Source organism: Streptomyces sp. NPDC059895 (assembly GCF_042731035.1).
Classification (GTDB): Bacteria; Actinomycetota; Actinomycetes; order Streptomycetales; family Streptomycetaceae; genus Streptomyces.
The window spans coordinates 240,249-265,235 of the sequence record NZ_JBHWKO010000007.1; the positions used below are offsets into that span (position 1 = coordinate 240,249).

Here is a 24,987-nt window from a genome sequence, read left to right on the forward strand (position 1 = left end):
ATCGGTCTGGCAGTAAGGGTTACCTAACTTAGCCTTACCTTAGCGGATTGGCCAAGCCCGCGTGGCGGCAGAGTGCGGTGGTACGCGCACATCAATGAAGGAGACTGTCGTGTCGGCGAACAGCTTCGACGCCCGCAGCACGCTGCAGGTGGGCGACGAGTCGTACGAGATCTTCCGGCTGGACAAGGTGGAGGGCTCGGCCCGGCTGCCGTACAGCCTCAAGGTCCTGCTGGAGAACCTGCTCCGCACGGAGGACGGCGCGAACATCACCGCCGACCACATCCGCGCCCTCGGCAACTGGGACTCGCAGGCCCAGCCCAGCCAGGAGATCCAGTTCACGCCGGCCCGCGTGATCATGCAGGACTTCACCGGCGTGCCCTGTGTCGTGGACCTCGCCACGATGCGTGAGGCCGTGAAGGCGCTCGGCGGCGACCCGGCGAAGGTCAACCCGCTGTCCCCGGCCGAGATGGTCATCGACCACTCCGTCATCGCCGACAAGTTCGGCACGCACGAGGCCTTCGCGCAGAACGTCGAGCTGGAGTACGGCCGCAACAAGGAGCGCTACCAGTTCCTGCGCTGGGGCCAGACCGCCTTCGACGACTTCAAGGTCGTACCCCCCGGCACCGGCATCGTCCACCAGGTGAACATCGAGCACCTGGCCCGTACGGTCATGGTCCGGGGCGGCCAGGCCTACCCCGACACCCTGGTCGGCACCGACTCGCACACCACCATGGTCAACGGCCTCGGCGTCCTCGGCTGGGGCGTCGGCGGCATCGAGGCCGAGGCCGCGATGCTCGGCCAGCCGGTCTCCATGCTCATCCCGCGCGTCGTCGGCTTCAAGCTGACCGGTGAGCTGCCCACCGGCACCACCGCCACCGACCTCGTGCTCACCATCACCGAGATGCTGCGCAAGCACGGCGTCGTCGGCAAGTTCGTCGAGTTCTACGGCGAGGGCGTGGCCGCCACCTCGCTCGCCAACCGCGCCACCATCGGCAACATGTCGCCGGAGTTCGGCTCCACCGCCGCGATCTTCCCGATCGACGACGAGACCCTGAACTACCTCAAGCTCACCGGCCGCTCCGAGCAGCAGGTCGCGCTCGTCGAGGCGTACGCCAAGGAGCAGGGCCTCTGGCTGGACCCGAAGGCCGAGCCGGACTTCTCCGAGAAGCTCGAGCTGGACCTGTCCACCGTCGTGCCCTCGATCGCCGGCCCGAAGCGCCCGCAGGACCGCATCGTCCTCGCGAACGCCGCCGAGCAGTTCAAGCAGGACGTCCGCAACTACGTCGACGACGTGGACGAGGCGGGCAAGGAGTCCTTCCCGGCCTCCGACGCCCCGGCCGTCCACCCGAACGGCGCCCCGTCGAACCCGGTCACCGTCACCGCCCCCGACGGCTCGACGTACGAGATCGACCACGGTGCGGTGACGGTCGCGGCCATCACCTCCTGCACCAACACCTCCAACCCGTACGTCATGGTCGCCGCCGCGCTCGTCGCGAAGAAGGCCGTGGAGAAGGGCCTGACCCGCAAGCCGTGGGTCAAGACCACCCTCGCCCCGGGTTCGAAGGTCGTCACCGACTACTTCGACAAGGCCGGTCTGACCCCGTACCTCGACAAGGTCGGCTTCAACCTCGTCGGCTACGGCTGCACCACCTGCATCGGCAACTCCGGCCCGCTGCCGGAGGAGGTCTCCAAGGCCGTCAACGACCACGACCTCGCCGTCACCTCGGTCCTCTCCGGCAACCGGAACTTCGAGGGCCGCATCAACCCCGACGTCAAGATGAACTACCTGGCCTCCCCGCCGCTGGTCGTCGCGTACGCCCTCGCGGGCTCCATGAAGGTGGACATCACCAAGGACGCCCTGGGCATCGACCAGGACGGCAACCCGGTCTACCTGAAGGACATCTGGCCCTCCGAGGCCGAGGTCAACGACGTCGTGGCGAACGCCATCGGCGAGGACATGTTCAGCAAGTCCTACCAGGACGTCTTCGCGGGCGACGCCCAGTGGCAGTCCCTGTCGATCCCGACCGGCGACACCTTCGAGTGGGACCCGGAGTCGACCTACGTCCGCAAGCCCCCGTACTTCGAGGGCATGACGATGGAGACCACCCCGGTCTCCGACATCACGGGCGCCCGCGTCCTGGCCAAGCTGGGCGACTCGGTCACCACCGACCACATCTCCCCGGCCGGTGCCATCAAGGCCGACACCCCGGCCGGCAAGTACCTCACCGAGCACGGTGTGGAGCGTCGTGACTTCAACTCCTACGGCTCCCGCCGAGGCAACCACGAGGTCATGATCCGCGGCACGTTCGCCAACATCCGCCTGCGCAACCAGATCGCGCCGGGCACCGAGGGCGGCTACACCCGCGACTTCACCCAGGACGGCGGTCCGGTGTCGTTCATCTACGACGCCTCCCGCAACTACATCGAGCAGGGCATCCCGCTGGCCATCCTGGCCGGCAAGGAGTACGGCTCCGGCTCCTCCCGCGACTGGGCGGCCAAGGGCACCGCGCTCCTCGGCGTCAAGGCCGTCATCGCCGAGTCCTACGAGCGCATCCACCGCTCCAACCTCATCGGCATGGGCGTGCTCCCGCTCCAGTTCCCCGAGGGCGCCTCGGCCCAGTCCCTCGGCCTGACCGGTGAGGAGGCGTTCTCCTTCACGGGCGTCGAGGAGCTGAACAACGGCACCACCCCGCGCACGGTCAAGGTCACCACCGACACCGGTGTCGAGTTCGACGCGGTCGTCCGCATCGACACCCCCGGTGAGGCCGACTACTACCGCAACGGCGGCATCATGCAGTACGTGCTGCGCAACCTGATCCGCAACTAAGCGGTCGGGCAGGCGGCCCGCAGGGCGGCGAGGGCCGCATCCCCGGTGACGGGGGTGCGGCCTTCGCCGTGCTGCCGGTGGGGGTGCGGCCTTCGCCGTGCTGCCGGTGGGGGTGCGGCCTTCGCCGTGCTGCCGGTGGGGGTGCGGCCTTCGCCGTGCTGCCGGTGGGGGGTGCGGCCCTCGCCGCCCTGCCGGTGGGGGTGGCGGGAGAAGGCGGCCTTCGCCGCGTTCGCCCCGGTCATCACCCACCCTCAGGTGGAACACAGGGTTCCCTCAGCGGGCCGGGACAGGATCGGGACATGACTGCCGCCTCCAGGTCCCGAACCGGCCGCGTCCGCGTGCTCATCGTCGACGACGAGCCCGCGCTCACCGAGGTCCTCTCCGTGGCCGTGGCCGAGGCGGGCTGGCGCCCCTACCCGGCCCCCGACGGACAGAGCGCGCTGCGGCTGGCCCGCGGCTGCGCCCCGCACGCCGTCGTCCTCGACGGGATGCTGCCCGACCTGGACGGCATCCAGGTCCTGCGCCGCCTGCGCCACGAGAACCCCGGGCTGCCGGTGCTCATGCTGACCGCACGGGACACCCTGGAGCACCGCATCGACGGGCTGGAGAACGGCGCCGACGACTACGTCACCAAGCCCTTCTCGCTGGAGGAGGTCGTGGTGCGGCTGCGCGGGCTGCTGCGCCGCGCCGGCGCCGAACGGACCCGCACCGACGACTCCGTCCGGGTCCTCGGCGACCTCGTCGTCGCCGTCGAGTCGCGCGAGGTGCACCGCGACGGCGACCGGATCGCCCTCACCGCCAAGGAGTTCGACCTGCTCGGCCTGCTGATGGACCATCCGCGGCAGGTCCTGAGCAAGGCGCAGATCCTCGACCACGTCTGGTCCAGCTCCTTCGACGGCGGCGGCAACCTGGTCGAGGTGTACATCTCCAGCCTGCGCCGCAAGATCGACCGGGGCCGCGCGCCGATGATCCACACCGTGCGCGGCCTGGGGTATGCCATCCGGCCGGGGGAGGACAGGAGATGAGCCGCCGGCCGAGGCTCGGCGCCGGCTCCCTCCGCACCCGCCTCCTCCTCTTCATCGGCGTCACCCTGATCGCCGTCTGCGCGGCGATGGCGCTCACCACCGTCCTCGCCCAGCGCGCCTACCTGCTGGGCAACCTCGACGACCGGGTCTCCAACGCCGCCGAGCGCAGTCTGGGCGGGGCCTCGCTCCATCCCGGCCTCACCCGCGACCTGACCTTCCTCCACGAGAGCGGCCACCCCGCCGGCATGCTCGCCGCCCGCGTCGACGCGGACGGCACCGTCCTCGCGGCGGCGACGGTCGGCCAGGACGCCCCGCCACGGAACCTGACGGCCGCCCAGGTCGCGGCCGTCTCCGGCATCGCGGCCGACGGCCGGCTGCACACCCGTACCGTCCCCGGCCTGGGCACGTACCGCATCACCGCGCTCGACCGCGACGGCGTCCGCGTGCTGGCCGGGCTGCCGATGGACGACGTCCAGGACGTGATCGGCCGTCTGGTGGTGGTGGAGGCGCTGGTCGCGACGGCCGGCCTCGCGGTCGCGGGCTGCGCCTGCGCCGTGGTGATCCGGCGGCAGCTGCGCCCGCTGGGCCGGGTCGCGGCCACCGCCGTCGAGGTCTCCCACGCACCCCTGTGCCACGGCGAGGTGATCGCGCTGACGCGGGTGGCGGAGCGCGACACCGACCCGGGCAGCGAGGCCGGGCAGGTCGGCGCCGCCCTCAACCGCATGATCGACCACGTCGAGTCCTCGCTCGCCGCCCGCCAGCGCAGCGAGGAACGGGTCCGCCGCAGTGAGGAACGCATGCGCCGCTTCCTCGCCGACGCCAGTCATGAACTGCGCACCCCGCTCGCCTCCATCGCCGGGTACGCGGAGCTCATGAACCGCGGCACGGACCGCATCGAGCCGGGCGTGGCCTGGCGCCGGGTGACCGCCGAGTCCGCGCGGATGACCGGCCTGGTGGAGGATCTGCTGCTGCTGGCCCGTCTGGACGAGGGCCGGCCGCTGGAATCCGCCGAGGTGGACCTGGCCGCGCTGGTCGCGGAGGCGGTGTGGGACGCGCGCGCCGCGGGCGGCGACCACGACTGGCGGCTGGAGCTGAGCCTGGACCCCCCGCCCCTGGTTCTCGGCGACGGGGCCCGCCTCCACCAGGTGGTGGCCAACCTGCTGGCCAACGCGCGGGCGCACACCCCGGCGGGCACCAGGGTGACCACGGTGGTGACCGCGCTGGACGGCCTGTGCGCCGTCCACGTCCGCGACGACGGCCCCGGCATCCCGCCGGACCTCCTGCCGAGCGTCTTCGACCGCTTCACCCGGGCCGACACCTCGCGCGCCCGCACCACCGCGGCCACCGGCGCGGGCCTCGGCCTCGCCATCGCCGCCGCGATCACCGCGGCGCACGGCGGGCGGATCGACGTCCGCAGCGAGCCGGGGCGCACGGAGTTCGTGGTCGAACTGCCGGCCGTGGGGGAGACGGAGGCGGACACCCTGACGTGGGGGGCGGAGGCATCGGTCCCATGAGGACGGGCGCGCACATCGGATGGCCGGGGCGAGGAGGGGTGCGCACATCGGACGGCCGGTGCGAGGAGGGGCGCGCACATCTGACGGCCCGGTGCGAGGAGGGGCGCGCACACCGGATGGCCGGGGCGAGGACGGGCGCGCACACCTGACGGCCCGGTGCGAGGAGGGGCGCGCACACCGGATGGCCGGGGCGAGGACGGGCGCACACACCTGACGGCCCGGTGCGAGTGGCGTAGATCACTTCGCCGGGGCGATCACTTCCCCGCGCCGGGGCGGTCGTAAAGGACGACACCGTCGACACACCGTCGACACCGTCGACACACCGTCGACACCGTCGACACACCGTCGACACCGTCGACACACCGTCGACACCGTCGACACACCGAGGAAAGGACCCGATCGCCATGACCGCACCCGTGAAGGGCCCCGCCGGCTACTTCCCGTCGATCGAGAAGAAGTACGGCCGTCCCGTGGCGGAGTGGAAGGACCTGATCCGCTCCTCACCGCTGGCCAAGCACATGGAGCTGGTGAACTGGCTCAAGGCCGAGCACGGCCTGGGCCACGGCCACGCCAACGCGCTCGTGGCGCACACGCTCGCCGAGGACGCCGGCAAGTAGCGACGTCCGGCCTGTTTACAAGCCCTTCCTTCCGCGCTACCTTCCGCCACAGGTGGAGTGGGAGCGCTCCCATCCGGCGGACCGGAACCCGCCCGGAAGTGCTCCCCCTTCACCCATCCCCTCCCGGTCGGTCCGGGGCATCCCCCTCTCCGCGCCACACCGGTGCCCCGTCCGCCCGTACCCCCTGTACCCGCACGCCGGTCCGTACACGGAAGGACGGACTCCGCCATGAATCATGTCATGATCACGCCATGTATCACCCGCTCGGGATCACGTACCAGAGCCCTCTTCCTCGTCCTCGTCTCCCTCCTCGCCGTCGTCCCCGCCCTCGGCCTGATCGTCGTCACCACCGGCAGCGAGGCCGAGGCCCACGGCACCCCCATGAAGCCCGCCAGCCGCACCTTCCTGTGCTGGCAGGACGGGCTGACCGACACCGGTGAGATCAAACCGGTCAACCCGGCCTGCGCCAACGCCCAGCAGGTCAGCGGCACCACGCCGTTCTACAACTGGTTCTCGGTGCTGCGCTCCGACGGCGCCGGCCGCACCCGCGGTTTCGTGCCCGACGGGCAGTTGTGCAGCGGCGGCAACACCAACTTCACCGGCTTCGACGCCCCCCGCGACGACTGGCCGCTCACCCATCTCACCTCGGGCGCGACGGTCGACTTCTCCTACAACGCCTGGGCCGCGCACCCGGGCTGGTTCTACGTCTACGTCACGAAGGACGGCTTCGACCCGACCCAGACCCTCACCTGGGACGACATGGAGGACCAGCCGTTCCTCACCGTCGACCACCCGTCGCTCAACGGCACCCCGGGCACGGTCGAGGCCAACTACTCCTGGAGCGGCCAGCTCCCGGCGAACAAGTCGGGCCGCCACATCATCTACATGGTCTGGCAGCGCTCCGACAGCCAGGAGACCTTCTACTCCTGCTCCGACGTCGTCTTCGACGGCGGCGACGGCGAGGTCACGGGCATCCACGAGCCGGGCGGTCCGACCGAGCCCGTGCCCGGCACCTGTACGGCGACCCGCAGGACGACGGGCACCTGGACCGGTGGCTACCAGTCCGAGGTGACCGTCACCAACTCCGGCGACGTCCCGATGCTCGGCTGGATGGTCGACTGGACCCTGCCGGCCGGCCAGACGGTCGCCAGCCTGTGGAGCGGCAACGCCACCTACGACGGCCAGGCGGTGATGGTCCACAACGCCGACTGGAACGGCTCGCTCAGTCCGGGCCAGAGCACGACCTTCGGGTACGTCGTCTCCGGCACCGGCGGCGACAGCGCCACCACCCTTCCCTGCCGGGTCGGCTGACCGGCGACCGCACGGCCGGCCGGCGGCCGCCGCCGGCCCGGATCGGGTGGCTGCACCTGGCACGAACCCGGCGACCGTCGCCGGCCCGGACCCGGTGGGCGCACGAGCCGCGTGCCCACCGGGTCCGGTCACGGCGCACGGCAGGGATCAGGCGGCTCCCGCCGGCTCCCGCCCCAGCACCCCCGCCAGCCACCCCAGTTGCCGCCGCACCTGCTCGGCCTCGCCGCCCTCGTGCCCGTTGTACGGATACGCGTGCATCTCCTTGCGCACGCCGTCCCCCTCGCCGTCGCCCGCGCCGCCGCCCGTCTCCCCGTACCGGTTGAAGGCCGCGTACGTCCCGCTGGGCGGGCACACCGTGTCCCGCAGGCCGGTGCCGAAGTGGGCCGGGGCGTGGGCGCGGCGGGCGAAGGAGACGCCCTCGACGTAGGAGAGCGTGCGGTACGCGGCCCGTTCCCGGCCCCGGTGGACGGACAGGTACGCGGCGATCTCGCCGTAGGGACCCGCGTCGGTGAGGTCCAGGGCGCGGCGGATGCCGCACAGCAACGGGGCGGTGACCAGCGCGGCCGCCAGGCCGGGGACCAGGCCCGCGACGGCCAGGGCGAGACCGCCGCCCTGGCTGTTGCCGACGGCGGCGATCCGCGTCCCGTCCACGCCGGGCAGCGACCGCACCGCCGCCACCGCCCGCACCGCGTCCGTGATCAGACGGCGGTAGTGGTAGTCGTGCGGGGCGAGGAGGCCGCGGACGGCCGGGCCGGGGCCTCCGGGCGCGACGGCGTGCGGATCCGGGGTGGCGCCGCCGTTGCCGTACTGGTCGCCCTGGCCGCGGTTGTCCATCAGCAGATGCGCGTACCCGGCGTTCACCCAGGTCAGCCGCTCGTGGGGGAGGCCGCGGCCCCGGCCGTAGCCGACGTACTCCACCACGGCGGGCAGGGGGCCGTCCGCGTCGGCCGGCCGGCTGAACCAGGCACGCACCGGCTCGCCGGCGAAGCCGCGGAAGGCCACGTCCCAGGTGCGGGTCAGCCGCAGGCCGGTCTCCACGGGCGCCACGGACACCAACGGCTCGTGCCGGGACGCCTCCTGGAGCGTGTCGTGCCAGAACGCGTCGAAGTCGTCGGGCTCTGCGAGCGGCGGACGGTACTGCTCCAGCTCCCTGGGCGGCAGGTCGAACGCGGGCACGGCGACACCTCGCAGGAGTCGGTGACAGGGGGAAAACTTGCGGGGACGGCCGGCGTGGACTCCCGGGTTCTACCCCGCTGTCCGGGCGTTCCAACGCCGCGTCCGTGTCGCGGATGATCCCCGCACGCCCATTGACAGCGCTTTCTGGGTGCCCCTAAGTTGCCGCGAAGTTACCGGTAAGAGCTCGAAAGTTTCGGTTCCGCGTCCCCCCCCACGGGAGGCCCGAGCATGAGCACCTCCACCACGCCGGCACCACCCCCCGGCACCCAGGACCCACCCCCCGACCGGACCCCCCGCCCCGCACGGCCCGCCGCGCGCACCGGCCTGCGCGGGGCGCTGCGCCGCGACTGGCAGCTGTACTCGCTGGCCGTCCTGCCCCTGCTGTTCTTCCTCGTCTTCCGCTACCTGCCGATGATCGGCAACGTGATCGCCTTCCGCCGCTTCGAGCCGGGCGGCTCGATCCTGGGCGAGCAGTGGGTGGGCCTGCGGTACGTGGAGATGTTCCTGTCCGACCCGACCTTCTGGCAGGTCTTCCGCAACACCCTCTGGCTGGGCGCGCTGACCCTGGTGTTCTGCTTCCCGGTCCCGATCGTGCTGGCGCTGCTGCTCAACGAGGTGCGCCGCACGGCGCTGAAGCGGTTCGTGCAGTCGGTGTCGTACCTGCCGCACTTCCTGTCGATCGTGATCGTCGCGGGCATCACGATGCAGATGCTCGCCACCGACGGGCCGGTCAACCACGTCCTCGGCTGGTTCGGCTACGACCCGGTCCGGTTCGTCCAGGAACCCGAGTGGTTCCGCACGGTCTACGTCGGCTCCGAGATCTGGCAGACCGCGGGCTGGGGCACGATCCTCTACCTCGCGGCGCTCACCACGATCGACGACGACCTCTACGAGGCCGCCCGCATCGACGGCGCCAACCGCTGGCAGCAGATCTGGCACGTCACCCTGCCCGGCATCCGCCCCACCATGATCACGCTGCTGATCCTGAACATCGGCACCTTCATGGCCGTCGGCTTCGAGAAGATCCTGCTGCTCTACAACCCGCTGACCTACCCGACGGCCGACGTGGTCTCCACCTACCTCTACCGGACCGGCGTGGAGTCCAACAGCTTCAGCTACGCCGCCGCCATCGGCCTGTTCGAGGCGGTCATCGGGCTGGTGCTGATCACCTCCGCGAACCGGCTGTCGCGCCGCACGGTGGGGACGAGCCTGTGGTGAGCCCCGGCCGGCCGTCCCGCGGCCACCGGATCTTCCAGGGCGTCAACGGCGTGATCCTCGGCCTCGTCGTGCTGGTGACCCTCTACCCCTTCGCCACCATCGTCGCCCGCTCCTTCAGCGGCGAACGGCAGATCCGGGCCGGCGAGGTGACGCTGTGGCCCAAGGGGTTCGACCTCACCACCTACGACATCGTCCTCAGGGACGCGATGTTCTGGCGCAACTACGGCAACACGGTGCTCTACACGGTCGTGTCCACCGCCGTCGCCATGACCCTGACGACCTGTTACGCCTACGTCCTGTCGAAGAAGAACCTCAAGGGGCGCGGGGTCCTCGTCGGCGTCGCCGTGTTCACCATGTTCTTCTCCGGCGGTCTGATCCCGCACTACGTGCTGATCACCAGCCTCGGACTGAAGAACTCCGTGTGGGCGATCGCCCTGCCGAACGCGATCAGCGTCTTCAACCTGCTGGTGATGAAGGCGTTCTTCGAGAGCCTGCCGGCCGAGCTGGAGGAGGCCGCACAGATCGACGGCCTGAGTACGTACGGCATCCTGCTCCGGATCGTGCTGCCGCTGTCCAAGGCGGTCATCGCGACGATGGTGCTGTTCTACTCGGTGTCCTTCTGGAACTCCTGGTTCTCGGCCTTCCTCTACATGGACCGCACCGACCTGATGCCGGTCACGGTCTATCTGCGCAACCTCATCGCGGGCGCCACCGGCGCCACCAGCGCCGGTGCCACCACCGAGCAGGGCACCCAGGTCGCGGCGAACATCCAGGCGGTCACCATCGTGCTGACCTCGCTTCCCATCCTCTGCGTGTACCCGTTCGTCCAGCGCTGGTTCGTCTCGGGCGTGATGCTCGGCGCGGTCAAGGGCTGACGGTTCCCCACCCGACGTACGGACCCAAGGGAGTATCCGTGAAGAACGCGGCACAGAAGAAGGCGGAGCGGAAGAAGGCGGAGCGGAAGAACCGCGGACAGCTGTCGCGGCGGCAGGTCCTGGCCGCCGCCGGCTTCATCGGCCTCGCCGGCCTGACCGGCTGCGGCAGCGGCGACGACGGAGGGGGCTCCAAGGACCTCTCCAAGAAGCGGAACGGCGCGATGAAGGAGTACCGGGCCGGCCAGCAGTTCAAGGCGGCCGGGGCACTGTCCTTCTCGGTCCTGCACAACGACAACCCGGGCTACCCGATGAAGAAGGACTGGCTGTTCTGGAAGGAGCTCACCCGGCGCACCGGCGTCACGTTCAAGCCGGTGTCGGTGCCGTTGAGCGACTACGAGAAGAAGCGCAGCCTGCTCATCGGCGCGGGCGACGCCCCCTTCCTGATCCCGAAGACGTACCACCCCTCGGAGGTCGCGTTCGTGGCGTCCGGCGCGATCCTCCCGGTCAGCGACTACACGCACCTGATGCCCCACTTCCGCGACAAGGTGAGGAAGTGGGGTCTGGAGCCCGAGCTCGACTCCATCCGCCAGTCCGACGGCAAGTACTACCTCCTGCCCGGCCTGCACGAGAAGGTCAAGTCCGGCTACTCGCTGTCCCTGCGCACCGACGTCCTCGACCGGCTCGGCCTGGCCCTGCCCACCACCTGGGACGAGGTGCACACCGTCCTCAAGGCGATCAAGGCGGAGTACCCCGACCGCTACCCCTTCACCGACCGCTGGAGCACCAACACGCCCTACCCCGCCGCCGCCCTCTTCAGCTACCTCGGGCAGGCGTACGGAGTCCGGGCGGGCTGGAGCTACGACAACATCAGCTGGGACGAGGCGGCGGGGGAGTTCGTCTTCACCGGCGCGACGGACGGCTGGCGCGAGATGCTCGCCTACCTGGGGAAGCTGGTCGCCGAGAAGCTCGTGGACCCCGAGAGCTTCACCCAGACCGACGACGACGCGGTGAAGAAACTGCTGTCCGAGAAGGCCTTCGCGATCAGCGCCAACCCCCAGGAGCTGGTGCAGAACTACCGCTACAACCTCGAAGAACAGGTCCCGGGCGCGACGATCGAGATGATCCCGGTACCGCTCGGCCCGGCCGGCCCGGTGGTGATCGGCGGCGCCCGGCTGGAGAACGGCGTGATGGTCTCCCGCGAGGCGCTCGACAGCGACAGCTTCGTCGCGATGATGCAGTTCGTGGACTGGCTGTGGTACTCCGACGAGGGCCAGAGGTTCGCCAAGTGGGGCGTCGAGGGCGTCACCTACACCCGCTCCGGCGACCGGTACACGCTCGAGGACGGCATCAGCCTCATGGGCTCCGCCCCCGACGCCCCGAAGGACCTCCAGAAGGACTACGGCTTCTTCAACGGCGTCTTCACCTACGGCGGCAGCTGGGCCCTGGTCTCCTCCTCCTTCAGCGCCGACGAGAAGACGTTCCAGGACGCCATGGCCGAGCGGCGGCAATTGCCCATCGGCCCGGCCCACCCGCTCCGGTCGGTGGAGCAGGAGCAGGCCACCCTGTGGGACACCCCGCTGCGGGACCACGTCACCCAGAACGCGCTCAAGTTCGCCCTCGGCAAGCGCCCCCTGTCCGAGTGGGACGCGTACGTCGGTGAGCTGAAGGCGAAGAACATGGACCAGCTCGTCACCCTGCACAACAAGGCGCGCGAACGCTTCGAGGAGGAGAACGGGTGATCCGCGTCCCCGCGGAGGCCACCGGCCGGCTCTCCGACGCCTGGCGGCACTGCGTCGGCACCGGCCGGACCGAACTCGCCCTGCGCCGCGACCACCAGGACTCCCTCGCCCTCCTCCAGCGCGAGATCGGCTTCCGGCACATCCGGGGCCACGGCCTGTTCAGCGACGGCATGGGCGTGTACCGCCCCTACGAGCACCAGGGCGCCCGCCGGGTCCACCACTGCTTCACCTACGTCGACCAGGTCGTCGACACCTACCTCTCCCTCGGTATCCGCCCCTTCCTCGAACTCGGCTTCATGCCGAAGGAGCTGGCCTCCGGAGCGCGGACGGTGTTCTGGTGGGCCGGCAACGTCACCCCGCCCCGCTCCCACCGCGAGTGGGCCGATCTCGTCCGCGCCACCCTCACCCACCTCGTCGACCGCTACGGCCTCGCCGAGGTCCGCACCTGGCCGATCGAGGTGTGGAACGAGCCCGACCTGCCCGACTTCTGGCAGGACGCGGACGAGAAGGCGTACCAGCGGCTGTACGAGGTGACCGCGCACACCGTGAAGGAGGTGGACGCGGGCCTCCAGGTCGGGGGGCCCGCGATCTCCCCGGGCGCCGACGACTGGCTGGTCCGGTTCGCCGGGTTCGCCGAGGACCGCGCGGTCCCCCTCGACTTCGTCTCCCGGCACGCCTACACCTCCGGGCCCGCCCAGCACGTGCCCTTCGGCGTCCACCAGACGCTCGGCCCGGCGAGCGGCCTGCTGGAGCAGTTCGCCACCCCGCGGCGCCTGCTCCGGGGCTCGCGGTACGCCGGACTGCCCGTGCACATCACCGAGTTCAACTCCTCCTACCGCCCCGACAACCCGGTCCACGACACCGCGTTCCACGCCGCCTACCTGGCCCCGGTCGTCGCCGCGGGCGGCGACCACGCCGACTCGTTCTCCTACTGGACCTTCAGCGACATGTTCGAGGAGACCGGCGTCCCCACCGCCCTCTTCCACGGCGGCTTCGGTCTGCTCACCCACCGCCAGGTGCGCAAACCGACGTACCACCTGTACGCGTTCATGGCCCGGACCGGCCCCGAACTGCTCGCCCGCGGCGACGACCACCTCGTCACGCGCCACCCCGACGGCCGGGTCGCCGTCCTGGCCTGGGCGCCCGTCGACCCGACCGGCGCCACCCCCGGCCCCGACCGCCACGACCTGCGCCTGTCCGTCCCCCTCGCGGCCCGCGGCGAGGCCTTCGTCCGCCGGTCCACCGTGGACGAGGAGCACGGCAACGCCCACACCGCCTGGCGGCACATGGGCAGCCCGCGCTCGCCGGGCCCCGGGCAGCTGGACGTCCTGCACGAGGCCGCCGAGCCCGCCCGCAGCCACCACCGCCTCCCCCTGCACCAGGGCCGCGCGGACCTGCGCCTCACCCTCGCCCGCCACGAGATCACCCTCGTCGAGCTGACCCCGCTCACCGACGAGACCCCGCCCTGGTGGGACGAGCGCCGGCTGCTCGGCCGGGAGGTGTCATGAGCACCGTACGCATCGCGCACCCCGGCACCGGACCCCTCTCCCGCGCCGCCGCCCTCCTGCACACCCTCCTCACCGTCGAGGCCCTGCTCCTGGCCACCGCCGCCCCCGGTCTCGCCGTCCTGCTCCTGCTCGGCCCCGACCCCGCCAACCTGCCCCTCGCCGCCGCCTGCCTGCTGCCGCTCGGCCCGGCCGTCTCGGCCGCCGTGTACGCCCTGCACCACCGCGGGCGCGACCTCACCGACCTGCACCCGGCCCGCGTCTACCGGCGCGGCCTGCGCCTCAACGCCCTCCCCGCGCTGAAGCTGTGGACGCCGCTGCTGGCCTGGCTGACCGTGATCGCCTTCACCCTCACCCACTTCGCCGCCACCGGCCTGCCCACCTGGTGGGCCGCGCTCCTCGGCGCGGTCGGCGCCGGCTCCCTCCTGTGGGGCGCCCACGCCCTCCTGCTCACCTCCCTCTTCGCCTTCCGCGCCCGCGACACCGCCCGCCTCGCCGCGTACTTCCTGCTCCGGCACGGCCGGGCCACCCTTGCCGCCGCCTCCCTGCTCGTCCTGGCCGGCGCGCTGACCGCCCTGCTGACCGAGGCACTGCCCGCCCTCCTCGCCGCCCCGCTGCTGCTCTCCCTGCTCCGCTCGAGCCGCCCGGTGATCGCCCAGACCCAGGAGGACTTCACCGCATGACCGCCCCCGCCACCGGAAACCCCGGCAACCTCCCCCGCACCGCCAAGATCGCCTACGGCGGTGACTACAACCCCGAACAGTGGCCGGAGGAGGTGTGGGACGACGACCACCGCCTGTTCACGCGGGCCGGCGTCGACACGCTCACCGTCGGCGTCTTCTCCTGGTCGCTCACCCAGCCCGCCGAGGACACGTACGACTTCGCCGTCCTGGACCGGATCCTCGACCGCGCCGCGGCCGAGGGCCGCCGCGCCGTCCTCGCCACCGGCACCGCCGCCGTCCCGCCCTGGCTCGCGAAGACGTACCCGGAGGTCGACCGCACCGACTTCGAGGGCCGCCGGCACCGCTACGGCCAGCGCCACAACTTCTGCCCCGCCTCACCGGCGTACCGCCGCCTGTCGACCGCGCTCGCCGGCCGGCTCGCCGAACGGTACGCAGGCCACCCCGCGCTGCTCGCCTGGCACATCAACAACGAGTACGGCGGCGCCTGCTACTGCGACCTGTGCGCCGAGGCCTTCCGCCACTGGCTGCGCGAGCGGCACGGCACGCTCGACGCCCTCAACGACGCCTGGTGGACCACCTTCTGGTCGCACCGCTACACGGACTGGGACCAGATCGAGCCGCCGAGCGCCCTCACCGAGCACTGGCGCGGCCCCGACCACACCGCCTTCCAGGGCATCACGCTCGACTACCAGCGCTTCATGACCGACGCCCTGCTCGGCTGCTTCACCGCCGAGAAGGAGGTGATCCGCGCCCACGACCCCGCCACCCCCGTCACCACCAACCTCATGGGCGCCTACCGGCCGCTCGACTACCACCGCTGGGCCCCCCACCTCGACTTCGCCTCCTGGGACAACTACCCGCCCCTGGACGCCCCGCCCTCCCGGCCGGCCCTCGCCCACGACCTGATGCGCGGCCTGAAGGACGGTGCCCCCTTCTGGCTGATGGAGCAGACCCCGTCCACCACCGCCTGCCGCGACGTGAACCCGCTGCGCCGCCCCGGCGAGCTGCGCCTGGCCACCTGGCAGGCGATCGCCCACGGAGCCGACGCCGCCCTCTACTTCCAGATGCGGGCCTCGCGCGGTGCCTGCGAGAAGTACCACGGCGCGGTGATCGGGCACGCGGGCCGCGACGACACCCGCGTCTTCCGGGAGGCCGCCGCCCTGGGCGAGGAGCTGACCGCCCTCGGTGACGCCACCCTGGGCGCCCGTACGCCCGCCCGGACCGCCCTGCTGTTCGACTGGGACAGCTGGTGGGCGCTGGAGATCTCCGACGGCCCCTCCCGGCTGGTCCGCTACCCGGACGTCGTCCACGCCTACTACCGGGCCGCCCGCGAGGCCGGCGCCGACGTGGACGTCGTCCCCGTCACCGCCGACCTGACCGGCTACGACGTGGTCCTCGCCCCCGTCCTCCACCTGGTCGGGGGCGATCTCGCCGACCGCCTGGAGGAGCTGACCCGGCGCGGCGGCACCGTCCTCGCGACGTTCCTCACCGCCCGCTCCGACGAGTACGACCGGGCCTTCCTCACCGACGTGCCGGGACCCCTGGCCGGCCTCCTGGGCATCCGCGTCGACGAGTGGGACGCCCGCCCCGAGGACGTCGTCCAGCCGGTCACGATGGGGCAGTCGCGGTACGGGGCCCGCCTCGTCTTCGAGATCGTCCAGCCGCGCGGCGCGGAACCGGTCGCCACCTACGGCGCCGACTTCTACGCCGGCACCCCGGCCGTCACCCGCCACCGCTTCGGCAGGGGAGAGGCCTGGTACGTGGCGACCGCCCTGGACCGGCCCGGCGTCGACGACGTCGTCCGCCGCGTGCTGGCCCGCCACGACCTGATCGGCCCCTACGCGGACCGGCCCGCCGTCGAGACCGCCCACCGCGTCACCCCCGACGGCACGCGCCTGCTCTTCCTCCTCAACCACGCCCCGGAGCCGGCCCCCCTCACCGCGCACACCGACGCCACCGACCTGCTCACGGGCAAGCGGATCGAGCGGGGCGCCCCCCTCACCCTCGACCCGCTCGGCGTGGCCGTCCTCCGGCTTCAGTAGACGGTCCGCCCCCGCTCGTCCGGCACCCCCGACTTGCGCAGGAAGTAGCTGTTCACCTGGTCCCGCCACTCCCGGGCGCTCCGCAGCTGCTCCGCGTACCGCTCCGCCACGCGCGCGTGCCGGGCCGGTGCCACCAGGTCCGCGAGGCCCTCCCACACCCGGAGGGCCTCCTCCGTCTCCTCGACGCCCTCGAAGTGGCTGTCGTAGATGTGCTGGATCACCGTCTTGCCGCTGTGCAGGACGTGCCCGTAGGGGACGTGGTGGAAGAACAGCAGCAGCTCGTCGGGGCAGGAGCCGGGCGACTCGTAGACCTCGGACCACGGCTTGCCGTACTGGGCGGCGTACCCGGTGCCGGTGGCGGCGCTGCGGTCGACACCGACACCGTCGCGGTCGGCGAAGTGGTAGGTGCCCCAGGGGCTGTACTCGTAGCCGTCCACGCTCGGCCCGTAGTGGTGTCCGGGCTGGACCATGAACCCCACGCCGAGCGGCGCGGTGTACTTCTCGTACGTCCGCCACGAGCCGTGCAGCGCCGCGCGCAGGCCGCCGGCCAGGCGCTCGGGGGCGGACGGGAAGGTGAGGCCGATCCACTCGCCGAGGATCCGGCGGGGGTCGTCGTCCGGCCGCCAGGCGAGGCGCCCGAAGGTGTACAGGTTCGCCTGGGCGAGCGGATGGCCGGTCCAGAACGGGTCGTCGCCCACGTTCGACACGGCGACGAGTCCGCCCCGCGCCACCTCCCCGACGCTCGGCCCGGCGTCACCGTCCGGCCGGAACCGCAGTGCCTCGCTCCACATCGGGCCCAGCCAGCACACGTGCCGCTGCTGCCCGGTGTACTCCTGCGTGGCCTGCACCTCCACCGCGAGCCGGGTGCGCGGCATCGCCCCGAGCACCGGGGAGACCGGCTCGCGCACCTGGAAGTCCATCGGCCCGTGCTTCACCTGGAGCACGGCGTTCGCCGCGAACTCCCCGTCCAGCGGCGTGAAATGGTCGTACGCGGCGCGCGCCCGGTCCGTCGTGCGGTCCCGCCAGTCCTGCCGGTGGTCGTAGACGAACGCCCGCCAGTGGACGGTGCCGCCGTGCGGGGCGAGCGCGGCGGCCAGCACATCGGCGCCGTCCGCGTGCGAACGCCCGTAGGCGAACGGTCCCGGCTGGCCCTCCGAGTCGGCCTTCACCACGAACCCGCCGAAGTCCGGGATCGCCGCGTACACCCGCGCGGCCGCGTCGGCCCACCAGGCCCGCACGGACGCGTCCAGCGGGTCCGCCGTGGGCAGCCCGCCGATCACCACCGGAGCCGCGAAGGTGACCGACAGATGCGTGCGGACGCCGTACGGGCGCAACGCCCCCGCGATGTCGGCGACCTCACCGATCCGGTCGGTCAGCAGCCGCGCCTCGGCCGCGTGCACGTTGACGTTGTTGACGGAGACGGCGTTGACGCCGCAGGCCGCGAGCAGCCGCCCGTACGCCCGGACGCGCTCCGGCTCCCCCCGCGCCCTCCCGTCCCGCCAGAACAGCGAACCGCCCGCGTAGCCGCGCTCCACCTGGCCCATGACCGGGTGCACGGCCACGTTGTCCCAGTGGTCCAGCATCCGCAGCGCCACCGCCGGCCGGTGGACCTCGCGCGGCCGTTCACCCCGGAAGGCGTCCTCGCCGAGCCGCACCACGTGGAACAGGCCGTACAGCAGCCCCCGCGGGCCGGAGGCGGTGACCGTGGTGGTGCCGTCGGCCCGTTCGCAGGCGAACCCCTCGTCGCCCAGGTCCTCGGGGCCGGCGGTCCGGCACAGCACGAGGTCGTAGGGGGCGGCCGTGCCGTCGCCGTCCCGGACGGCCTCTCCGCCGAACCGGCGGCAGGCGTCCGCCACTTCCCCGTGCACCGTCTCCACGAGCGGCCCCGAGCCGCGGACCAGCGTCCGCCGGACGCCCAGCGGCCGGAAGGCCTCCGGGGGCAGCCAGGCGGGATCGATTCCCTCGGACAGGACGGGCACGGGCACGGGAAGCGGCATGAACCCTCCGGTGACGGGGCGATCGCCGCGCCGGTCCCGCGCGCGGCACCGCCGTTGGGAACTGGGCGCCTGATCATTATGGAACAGATGTGCGGGGCGGGTCGGTGGGTGAACGCCGTCGGTCGCACGTTTTCCGGCACCGGGTTGCTGATCCGCTTGTATTTCCGGGAGGTCTCAACTCGGAAAAGACCCATGGCCTTCCCTGTATCCGATCTTGCCCCGTCGGCCAGAAGTGGACTATACCTGTCGGCGATCCACGTGACCGCACGACCCTGCTTGACCTGACCGCGGTGCCGGCCCGGATCCGGTTCACCGCCTGAGTCCTGGAGAAGGCGAGGACTTGAGCATGGGATCCACTTCCGCATCGGCGTCCGAGAACAACGGCTCCGCGGGTTTCGGCCGCCGCGACCTGATCAAACGGTCCGCGGCACTCGGCCTGATCTCGGTTCCCACCATGAGCTTTCTGGTTTCCTGTGCCAGCAGCGGGGGCGGCGGTGACCAGGACAAGGCGAAGGCCGGGAAGAAGACCGAGCAGAACCCGCTCGCGGTCAACGAGACCGCCCCCCTGGAATTCGTCCTGTTCGACGGCGGTTTCGGCAAGGAGTACGCCGAGGACGCGGTGAAGATCTACGAGCAGGACTTCCCCGACGTCGAGGTGAAGTTCTCGGCCACCCAGAAGATCCAGTCCACGCTCCAGCCCCGCTTCAACCAGGGCACCCCGCCCGACCTCATCGACAACTCCGGTGCCGAGCAGATGGACATGGGCGTCCTGGTCGGCAAGAACCAGCTCACCGACCTCACCGAGCTGCTCGACGCCCCCTCCTACGACGACCCGGCGAAGAAGGTCCGCGACACGCTGCGGCCCGGCATCGTGGAGATGGGCCAGTTCGACGGCGACCCCGTCTGGATCCTGTACTACGCCTACACCGTCTACGGCGTCTGGTACTCGCAGAAGCTCCTCGACTCGCTGGACGCCACGTACCCCGAGACCTGGGACGAGATGCTCGCGGTCTGCGAGAAGGCGAAGAAGAAGGGCATCGCGGGCTGGACGTACGCGGGCAAGTACCCGTACTACCTCCCGTTCTCGCTGTACCCGATGATCGGCAAGGTCGGCGGCCGCGAGGTCCTCGACGCCATCGACAACCTGGAGCCCAAGGCCTGGGAACACCCCGCGGTCAAGACGTGCTTCGAGGCGTACTACGAGCTCTACAAGAAGGGCTACGTCCTCAAGGGCACCCCGGGGCTGGACCACATCCAGTCGCAGACCGCGTGGGCCCAGGGCAAGGCCCTGTTCCTCCCCAACGGCTCCTGGGTGGAGAACGAGTCGGCGAACGTCATCCCGGACGACTTCGGCCTGGCCGTCTCGGCGCCCACCGGCATCGACTCCTCCGACGCGCTGCCGTTCGGCACCCTGTGGGCCTCCGGCGGCGAGCCGTTCGTCGTGCCGGCCAAGGCGAAGAACGCGGCGGGCGGCATGGAGCAGCTGCGCATCATGCTCAGCGAGGCGTCGTCGAAGAACTTCACCGCCAAGGTGAAGTCGCTGACCGCGTACGACGGCGGCACCGACGGCATCACCCTCACCCCCGGGCTGGAGGCGGGCGTCGCCGCGCTGGAGAAGGCGGGCGAGAACGTGCTGAACCCCCGGCTCCAGGACTGGTACGTGAAGTTGCAGAAGGAGCAGATCGGCGTGTCCGGACTCGGCGAGATGATGGCCGGCCGCCTCACCCCGGCCGAGGCCGTGAAGAAGATCCAGAAATTCGCCGACGACACCGCGAAGGACACGTCGATCAAGCACTACAAGCACCAGTAACGGGAATTCACACGGCACCGGAGTGGTGATGCAGCACGGCAAGTACCGCTTCATCGTGGGGTTCCTGGCGCTGCCCCTGGGACTGTACGCGCTCTTCGTGATCTGGCCGTTCGTCCAGTCCATCTACTACTCGTTCACGGACTGGACCGGCCTGAGCCCCGAATTCGAGATGGTCGGCCTCGACAATTACCGCAGGATGCTGGACGACGACGTCTTCTGGAAATCCCTGTGGCACAGCCTGACGTTCGCGGTGGTGGTGCCGCTGATCACGATCGGGTTCGCGCTGTTCCTCGCCTTCATGGTCAATGTCGGCGGACGGAGGAGGAAGGGCGGCCCGGCGGTCTCCGGCGTCCGGGGCTCCTCCTTCTACAAGATCGTGTACTTCTTCCCGCAGGTGCTCTCCATCGCGATCGTCGCGCTGCTGTTCGCCTTCGCATACAACCCGGACAGCGGCGCGGTCAACTCCCTGCTGCGGGGGATCGGACTGGACGGCGTCCAGCCGCTGTGGCTGGGCGACCCGGACCTCGCGCTGTGGTGCGTGATGGCGGTGCTGGTGTGGTCGACGGTCGGGTTCTTCGTGGTGCTGTTCTCCGCGGGCATGGCGTCGATCCCGGCGGACCTGTACGAGGCCGCCCTGCTCGACGGCGCGAACCGGGCCACCACCTTCTTCCGCATCACCCTGCCGCTGCTGTGGGACACCGTCCAGTCCGGCTGGGTCTACCTGGGCATCCTCGCCCTCGGCGCGGAGTCGTTCGCGGTCGTGCAGATCATGACGACCGGACCGGGCGGCCCCGACTACTCGACCACCGTCATGGTCCTGTACGTCTACCAGAAGGCGTTCCGTGACGGTCAGGCCGCCTACGCCACCACCATCGGCGTCGCCCTGCTCGTCGTGACGCTGGCCTTCGCCGCGCTCGTGATGCGGCTGGGGCGGCGCGAGCGGCTGGAGTACTGATCATGAGCACCGAGAAGACCACGGAACCCGCCGCGCCCGCGCCCGTGCCCGTGCCCGCGCCCGTTCCCGTTACGAAGGCGGACCGGGCGCCGGGCCGCCGGCCGCCCGGCCGGAAGGGGGAGGGGCAGGTCCTCAACGCCTTCTCGCACGGCATCCTCGCCTTGTGGGCGGTCATGGTCGTGCTGCCGCTGCTGTGGGCGGTGATGACCTCCTTCAAGGACGACGCCTCCATCTTCGGCTCGCCGTGGTCGCTGCCCGACGCACTGCACCTCGACAACTGGGCCCGGGCCTGGACCGAGGCCGACATGAGCGACTACTTCCTCAACACCGTGCTGGTGGTGGGCGGTTCGCTCGTCGGCACCCTGGTCCTCGGCTCCATGGCGGCGTACGTCCTGGCCCGCTTCGACTTCCCCGGCAACCGCTTCGTCTACTACCTGTTCGTCGGCGGCATGAGCTTCCCGATCATGCTGGCGCTGGTCCCGCTGTTCTACGTGGTCGACACCATGGGGCTGCTGAACACCCTGCACGGCCTGATCCTGGTCTACATCGCCTACTCGCTGCCGTTCACGGTGTTCTTCCTCACGGCGTTCTTCCGCACCCTGCCCACCGAGGTCGCCGAGGCGGCCTTCGTCGACGGCGCCTCCCACAGCCGTACGTTCTTCCGGATCATGCTGCCCATGGCCAGGCCCGGCCTGGTCAGCGTGGGCATCTTCAACTTCCTGGGCCAGTGGAACCAGTACATGCTCCCCACGGTCCTCAACACCGACCCCGACCGGCGCGTCCTCACCCAGGGGCTGGTCCAACTGGCCGTCAGCCAGGGCTACAAGGGCGACTGGTCAGGGCTCTTCGCCGGACTCGTGATGGCGATGCTGCCGGTCCTGGCGGCCTACGTCGTCTTCCAGCGGCAGGTGGTGCAGGGGCTGACAGCGGGTGCGCTGAAGTAGACCTCGCGCCTTCAGGCGGCGTACGCGGGCTCCCGGGACACAGGGGGCGGCGTGCGCCGCCTTATGTGTGCTTCCGTCCGCTTTTCATACCTGGTGCGCCCGCCCGCCCACCCGATTCCCGCAACACCGCGCACCCGCCTCCGCACACCCCGCAACCTCGGCCGGCACCGGCGTCCGTCCCTTTGTTCGAGCACGCGGATAGTGTTCAACCTCTTGACGGGAGGCGACCCGAACAGCTCAGCTTAGAGTTCACTAGTTGGACATGGACGGGGCCCCATCGCTGCGGTCCCGCGCGCAGGAGGTCGTCGTGGAGACTCCGGGGTCGCAGTCGTCGCTGCACCGAGCCAACCTGGAGCGGGTCGTACGGGCCGTGCGTCTGGCCGGGTCCCTCACGCAGGCGGAGATCGCCCGGACGACCGGTCTGTCGGCGGCCACCGTGTCGAACATCGTGCGCGAGCTGAAGGACGGCGGGACCGTCGAGGTCACGCCCACCTCGGCGGGCGGACGCAGGGCCCGCAGCGTCAGTCTCAGCGGCGACGCGGGCATCGTCATCGGCGTCGACTTCGGCCACACCCACCTGAGGGTCGCCATCGGCAACCTCGCCCACCAGGTGCTAGCCGAGGAGTCCGAGCCGCTGGACGTGGACGCCTCCTCGGCCCAGGGTTTCGACCGCGCCGAGCAGTTGGTCGACCGCCTGATCGAGGCCACCGGGGTCGACCGGTCCAAGATCGCCGGAGTGGGGCTCGGCGTCCCCGGGCCCATCGACGTGGAGTCCGGCACGCTCGGCTCCTCCGCCATCCTGCCCGGCTGGATCGGTACCCGCCCCGCCGAGGAGCTGCGCGGCCGGCTCGGAGTGGCCGTCCACGTGGACAACGACGCCAACCTCGGCGCCCTCGGTGAGATGGTCTGGGGCAGTGGCAGAGGCGTACGTGATCTTGCTTACATCAAGGTCGCGAGCGGTGTAGGCGCCGGTCTGGTGATCGAGGGGAAGATCTACCGGGGTCCCGGTGGCACCGCGGGGGAGATCGGGCACATCACACTCGACGAATCCGGCCCGGTCTGCCGCTGCGGGAACCGCGGCTGCCTGGAGACGTTCACGGCCGCCCGGTACGTACTGCCGCTCCTCCAGCCCAGCCACGGCACCGACCTGACGATGGAGGGCGTGGTGCGGCTGGCCAGGGACGGAGACCCGGGTTGCCGTAGGGTGATTGCCGACGTCGGACGCCATATCGGCAGCGGAGTCGCCAATCTCTGCAACCTGCTGAACCCCAGCCGGGTGGTGCTCGGCGGCGATCTCGCCGAGGCCGGGGAGCTGGTGCTCGGGCCGATCCGGGAGTCCGTCGGCCGCTACGCGATCCCCAGCGCGGCGCGCCAACTCTCCGTTCTCCCGGGGGCGCTGGGGGGCCGGGCGGAGGTGCTCGGGGCGCTCGCCCTCGCGCTCAGCGAGATGGGCGATTCGACTCTTTTGGACGGCACCCTGTCCTCCGCCGCACCCGCCTTCACTTAGAAAACGAATGACCCCGTTGCCATCTCGTTAAGTATTTACTTCTTGACGTCGAACTTGCGGCCGAGTTGACTTCGAGCCACCTCGGCCGCAGCGTTGCGGCCCTGTCAGGGAGGCACAACCCACATGAACGCAACGATGCGTAGAGTCGTGATCGGCGCCACTGCCGTTTCCATGGCCCTGTCGATTGCCGCGTGCGGCAAGGCGGGCGACGACGACTCCGACAGCAGCAGCTCCGACAGCAAGTCGATCGGCCTGCTGCTCCCCGACACCGTCACCGCGCGCTACGAGAAGTTCGACAAGCCGTACTTCGAGGCCAAGGTCAAGGAGCTCTGCTCCGACTGCAACGTCGAGTACGCGAACGCCGCCGCCGACGCCGCCAAGCAGGCCCAGCAGGTCAGCAGCATGGTCACCAAGGGCGTGAAGGTCATCGTGGTCTCCGCCCAGGACTCCGCCGCGATCAAGTCCTCCATCCAGTCCGCGGTGGACAAGGGCGTCAAGGTCATCGCGTACGACCGCCTCGCGCAGGGTCCGGTCTCGGCCTACGTGTCCTTCGACAACGTCAAGGTCGGCGAGCTCCAGGGCCAGGCCCTGCTCGAGGCCCTCGGCTCCAAGGCGACCACCAAGTCCAAGGTCGTCATGATCAACGGTGACGACGCCGACCCGAACGCCGCGCAGTTCAAGGAAGGCGCCCACAAGGCCCTCGACGGCAAGGTGACCATCGCCTACGAGCAGTCGGGCCTGTGGAAGGACACCGTCGCCGCGCAGAAGGTGTCCGCCGCGATCACCCAGCTCGGCGCGAAGAACATCGCGGCCGTCTACTCCGCCAACGACGGCATGGCCGGTGGCATCGCCAACACCCTCAAGGGCGCGAAGATCAGCGGCATTCCGCTGACCGGCCAGGACGCGGAGCTCGCGGGTATCCAGCGCATCGTCGCCGGCACCCAGTCCTCCACCGTCTACAAGGCGTTCAAGCCCGAGGCCGACGCCGCCGCCCAGCTCGCGGTCAACCTGCTCGAGGGCAAGGACATCAAGTCCCTCGCCACCCAGACGCTGACCAGCGGCTCCGGCGACAAGGTCCCCTCCCAGCTGCTGACCCCGGTCTCCGTCACCAAGGCCAACATCAAGGACACGGTGGTCGCGGACAAGCTGTACACGGTCGAGGAGATCTGCACCGCCGAGTACGCCGCCGCCTGCAAGACCGCCGGCCTGCAGTAGCTCAGTCGCGCGTCGCGCGCACCCGGG

The 24,987-nt window shown here is 70.9% G+C and carries 19 protein-coding genes; 16 read left to right on the top strand and 3 right to left on the bottom strand.

All coding sequences use genetic code 11. The features are described 5' to 3' along the window. The first annotated feature begins 109 nt into the window (after positions 1-109). On the top strand, positions 110-2,827 hold the full coding sequence (gene acnA / locus ACFV9M_RS11510; protein WP_385062674.1) for an aconitate hydratase AcnA: 2,718 nt from the start codon (positions 110-112) through the stop codon (positions 2,825-2,827). Here acnA and ACFV9M_RS11515 read toward each other — a convergent pair. Beyond that, positions 2,824-3,069: a hypothetical protein gene (locus ACFV9M_RS11515; RefSeq protein ID WP_385062672.1), complete on the bottom strand. Its 246-nt coding sequence runs from the start codon at positions 3,067-3,069 to the stop codon at positions 2,824-2,826. The genes acnA and ACFV9M_RS11515 overlap by 4 nt on opposite strands. Before the next feature lie 57 nt (positions 3,070-3,126). Between ACFV9M_RS11515 and ACFV9M_RS11520 the strand changes: the two genes are divergently transcribed. The 4 genes from ACFV9M_RS11520 (at position 3,127) to ACFV9M_RS11535 (ending at position 7,294) form a co-directional block, all read left to right on the top strand. Beyond that, complete coding sequence (locus ACFV9M_RS11520) at positions 3,127-3,852, top strand: response regulator transcription factor (protein ID WP_385062670.1); 726 nt, start codon at positions 3,127-3,129, stop codon at positions 3,850-3,852. Further along, positions 3,849-5,366, top strand: a complete 1,518-nt coding sequence (locus tag ACFV9M_RS11525; protein WP_385062668.1) for a sensor histidine kinase — start codon at positions 3,849-3,851, stop codon at positions 5,364-5,366. Before ACFV9M_RS11520 ends, ACFV9M_RS11525 begins: the two co-directional genes overlap by 4 nt. 404 nt (positions 5,367-5,770) lie before the next feature. Continuing rightward, a complete protein-coding gene (locus ACFV9M_RS11530; protein ID WP_385062667.1) occupies positions 5,771-5,983 on the top strand; it encodes a DUF4287 domain-containing protein in 213 nt (70 codons plus the stop codon). A gap of 240 nt (positions 5,984-6,223) precedes the next feature. After that, positions 6,224-7,294, top strand: a complete 1,071-nt coding sequence (locus ACFV9M_RS11535; protein ID WP_385062665.1) for a lytic polysaccharide monooxygenase — start codon at positions 6,224-6,226, stop codon at positions 7,292-7,294. A gap of 147 nt (positions 7,295-7,441) precedes the next feature. Here ACFV9M_RS11535 and ACFV9M_RS11540 read toward each other — a convergent pair whose 3' ends face one another. After that, entirely contained in the window at positions 7,442-8,470 is a 1,029-nt protein-coding gene (locus tag ACFV9M_RS11540; protein WP_385062663.1) for an acetylxylan esterase, read from the bottom strand. 228 nt (positions 8,471-8,698) lie between these two features. Here ACFV9M_RS11540 and ACFV9M_RS11545 point away from each other — a divergent pair, with 228 nt between their 5' ends. The 6 genes from ACFV9M_RS11545 to ACFV9M_RS11570 all read left to right on the top strand — a co-directional run bounded on the left by ACFV9M_RS11545 (position 8,699) and on the right by ACFV9M_RS11570 (position 16,532). Then, a complete protein-coding gene (locus ACFV9M_RS11545; protein WP_385062661.1) occupies positions 8,699-9,688 on the top strand; it encodes an ABC transporter permease in 990 nt (329 codons plus the stop codon). Then, positions 9,682-10,563, top strand: a complete 882-nt coding sequence (locus ACFV9M_RS11550; protein WP_385062659.1) for a carbohydrate ABC transporter permease — start codon at positions 9,682-9,684, stop codon at positions 10,561-10,563. Before ACFV9M_RS11545 ends, ACFV9M_RS11550 begins: the two co-directional genes overlap by 7 nt. A 101-nt stretch (positions 10,564-10,664) precedes the next feature. After that, entirely contained in the window at positions 10,665-12,302 is a 1,638-nt protein-coding gene (locus ACFV9M_RS11555) for an extracellular solute-binding protein (RefSeq protein WP_385062892.1), read from the top strand. Next, the gene (locus ACFV9M_RS11560) at positions 12,299-13,810 is read left to right on the top strand and encodes a xylan 1,4-beta-xylosidase (RefSeq protein WP_385062657.1); all 1,512 of its coding nucleotides are present in this window, start codon (positions 12,299-12,301) and stop codon (positions 13,808-13,810) included. Before ACFV9M_RS11555 ends, ACFV9M_RS11560 begins: the two co-directional genes overlap by 4 nt. Beyond that, positions 13,807-14,490: a hypothetical protein gene (locus ACFV9M_RS11565; RefSeq protein WP_385062655.1), complete on the top strand. Its 684-nt coding sequence runs from the start codon at positions 13,807-13,809 to the stop codon at positions 14,488-14,490. Before ACFV9M_RS11560 ends, ACFV9M_RS11565 begins: the two co-directional genes overlap by 4 nt. Continuing rightward, the gene (locus ACFV9M_RS11570; RefSeq protein WP_385062654.1) at positions 14,487-16,532 is read left to right on the top strand and encodes a beta-galactosidase; all 2,046 of its coding nucleotides are present in this window, start codon (positions 14,487-14,489) and stop codon (positions 16,530-16,532) included. Before ACFV9M_RS11565 ends, ACFV9M_RS11570 begins: the two co-directional genes overlap by 4 nt. On the opposite strand, the gene ACFV9M_RS11575 is transcribed toward ACFV9M_RS11570, so the two are convergent. Continuing rightward, on the bottom strand, positions 16,526-18,529 hold the full coding sequence (locus ACFV9M_RS11575; protein ID WP_385062652.1) for an alpha-glucuronidase: 2,004 nt from the start codon (positions 18,527-18,529) through the stop codon (positions 16,526-16,528). The two genes, ACFV9M_RS11570 and ACFV9M_RS11575, sit on opposite strands and share 7 nt — an antisense overlap. 346 nt (positions 18,530-18,875) lie before the next feature. Between ACFV9M_RS11575 and ngcE the strand changes: the two genes are divergently transcribed. From ngcE to ACFV9M_RS11600, 5 genes are all read left to right on the top strand, one after another. Further along, positions 18,876-20,339, top strand: a complete 1,464-nt coding sequence (ngcE, locus tag ACFV9M_RS11580) for an N-acetylglucosamine/diacetylchitobiose ABC transporter substrate-binding protein (RefSeq protein WP_385062650.1) — start codon at positions 18,876-18,878, stop codon at positions 20,337-20,339. A gap of 28 nt (positions 20,340-20,367) precedes the next feature. Then, the gene (locus ACFV9M_RS11585; RefSeq protein WP_385062648.1) at positions 20,368-21,294 is read left to right on the top strand and encodes a carbohydrate ABC transporter permease; all 927 of its coding nucleotides are present in this window, start codon (positions 20,368-20,370) and stop codon (positions 21,292-21,294) included. Between the two features lie 2 nt (positions 21,295-21,296). Beyond that, on the top strand, positions 21,297-22,238 hold the full coding sequence (locus tag ACFV9M_RS11590; RefSeq protein ID WP_385062646.1) for a carbohydrate ABC transporter permease: 942 nt from the start codon (positions 21,297-21,299) through the stop codon (positions 22,236-22,238). Positions 22,239-22,545: 307 nt separating this feature from the next. Continuing rightward, positions 22,546-23,745 (top strand): ROK family transcriptional regulator, encoded by a 1,200-nt coding sequence (locus ACFV9M_RS11595; protein ID WP_385062890.1) that lies wholly within the window; start codon positions 22,546-22,548, stop codon positions 23,743-23,745. Between the two features lie 123 nt (positions 23,746-23,868). Next, positions 23,869-24,960, top strand: a complete 1,092-nt coding sequence (locus tag ACFV9M_RS11600) for a sugar ABC transporter substrate-binding protein (protein WP_385062644.1) — start codon at positions 23,869-23,871, stop codon at positions 24,958-24,960. Positions 24,961-24,987 lie beyond the last annotated feature (27 nt).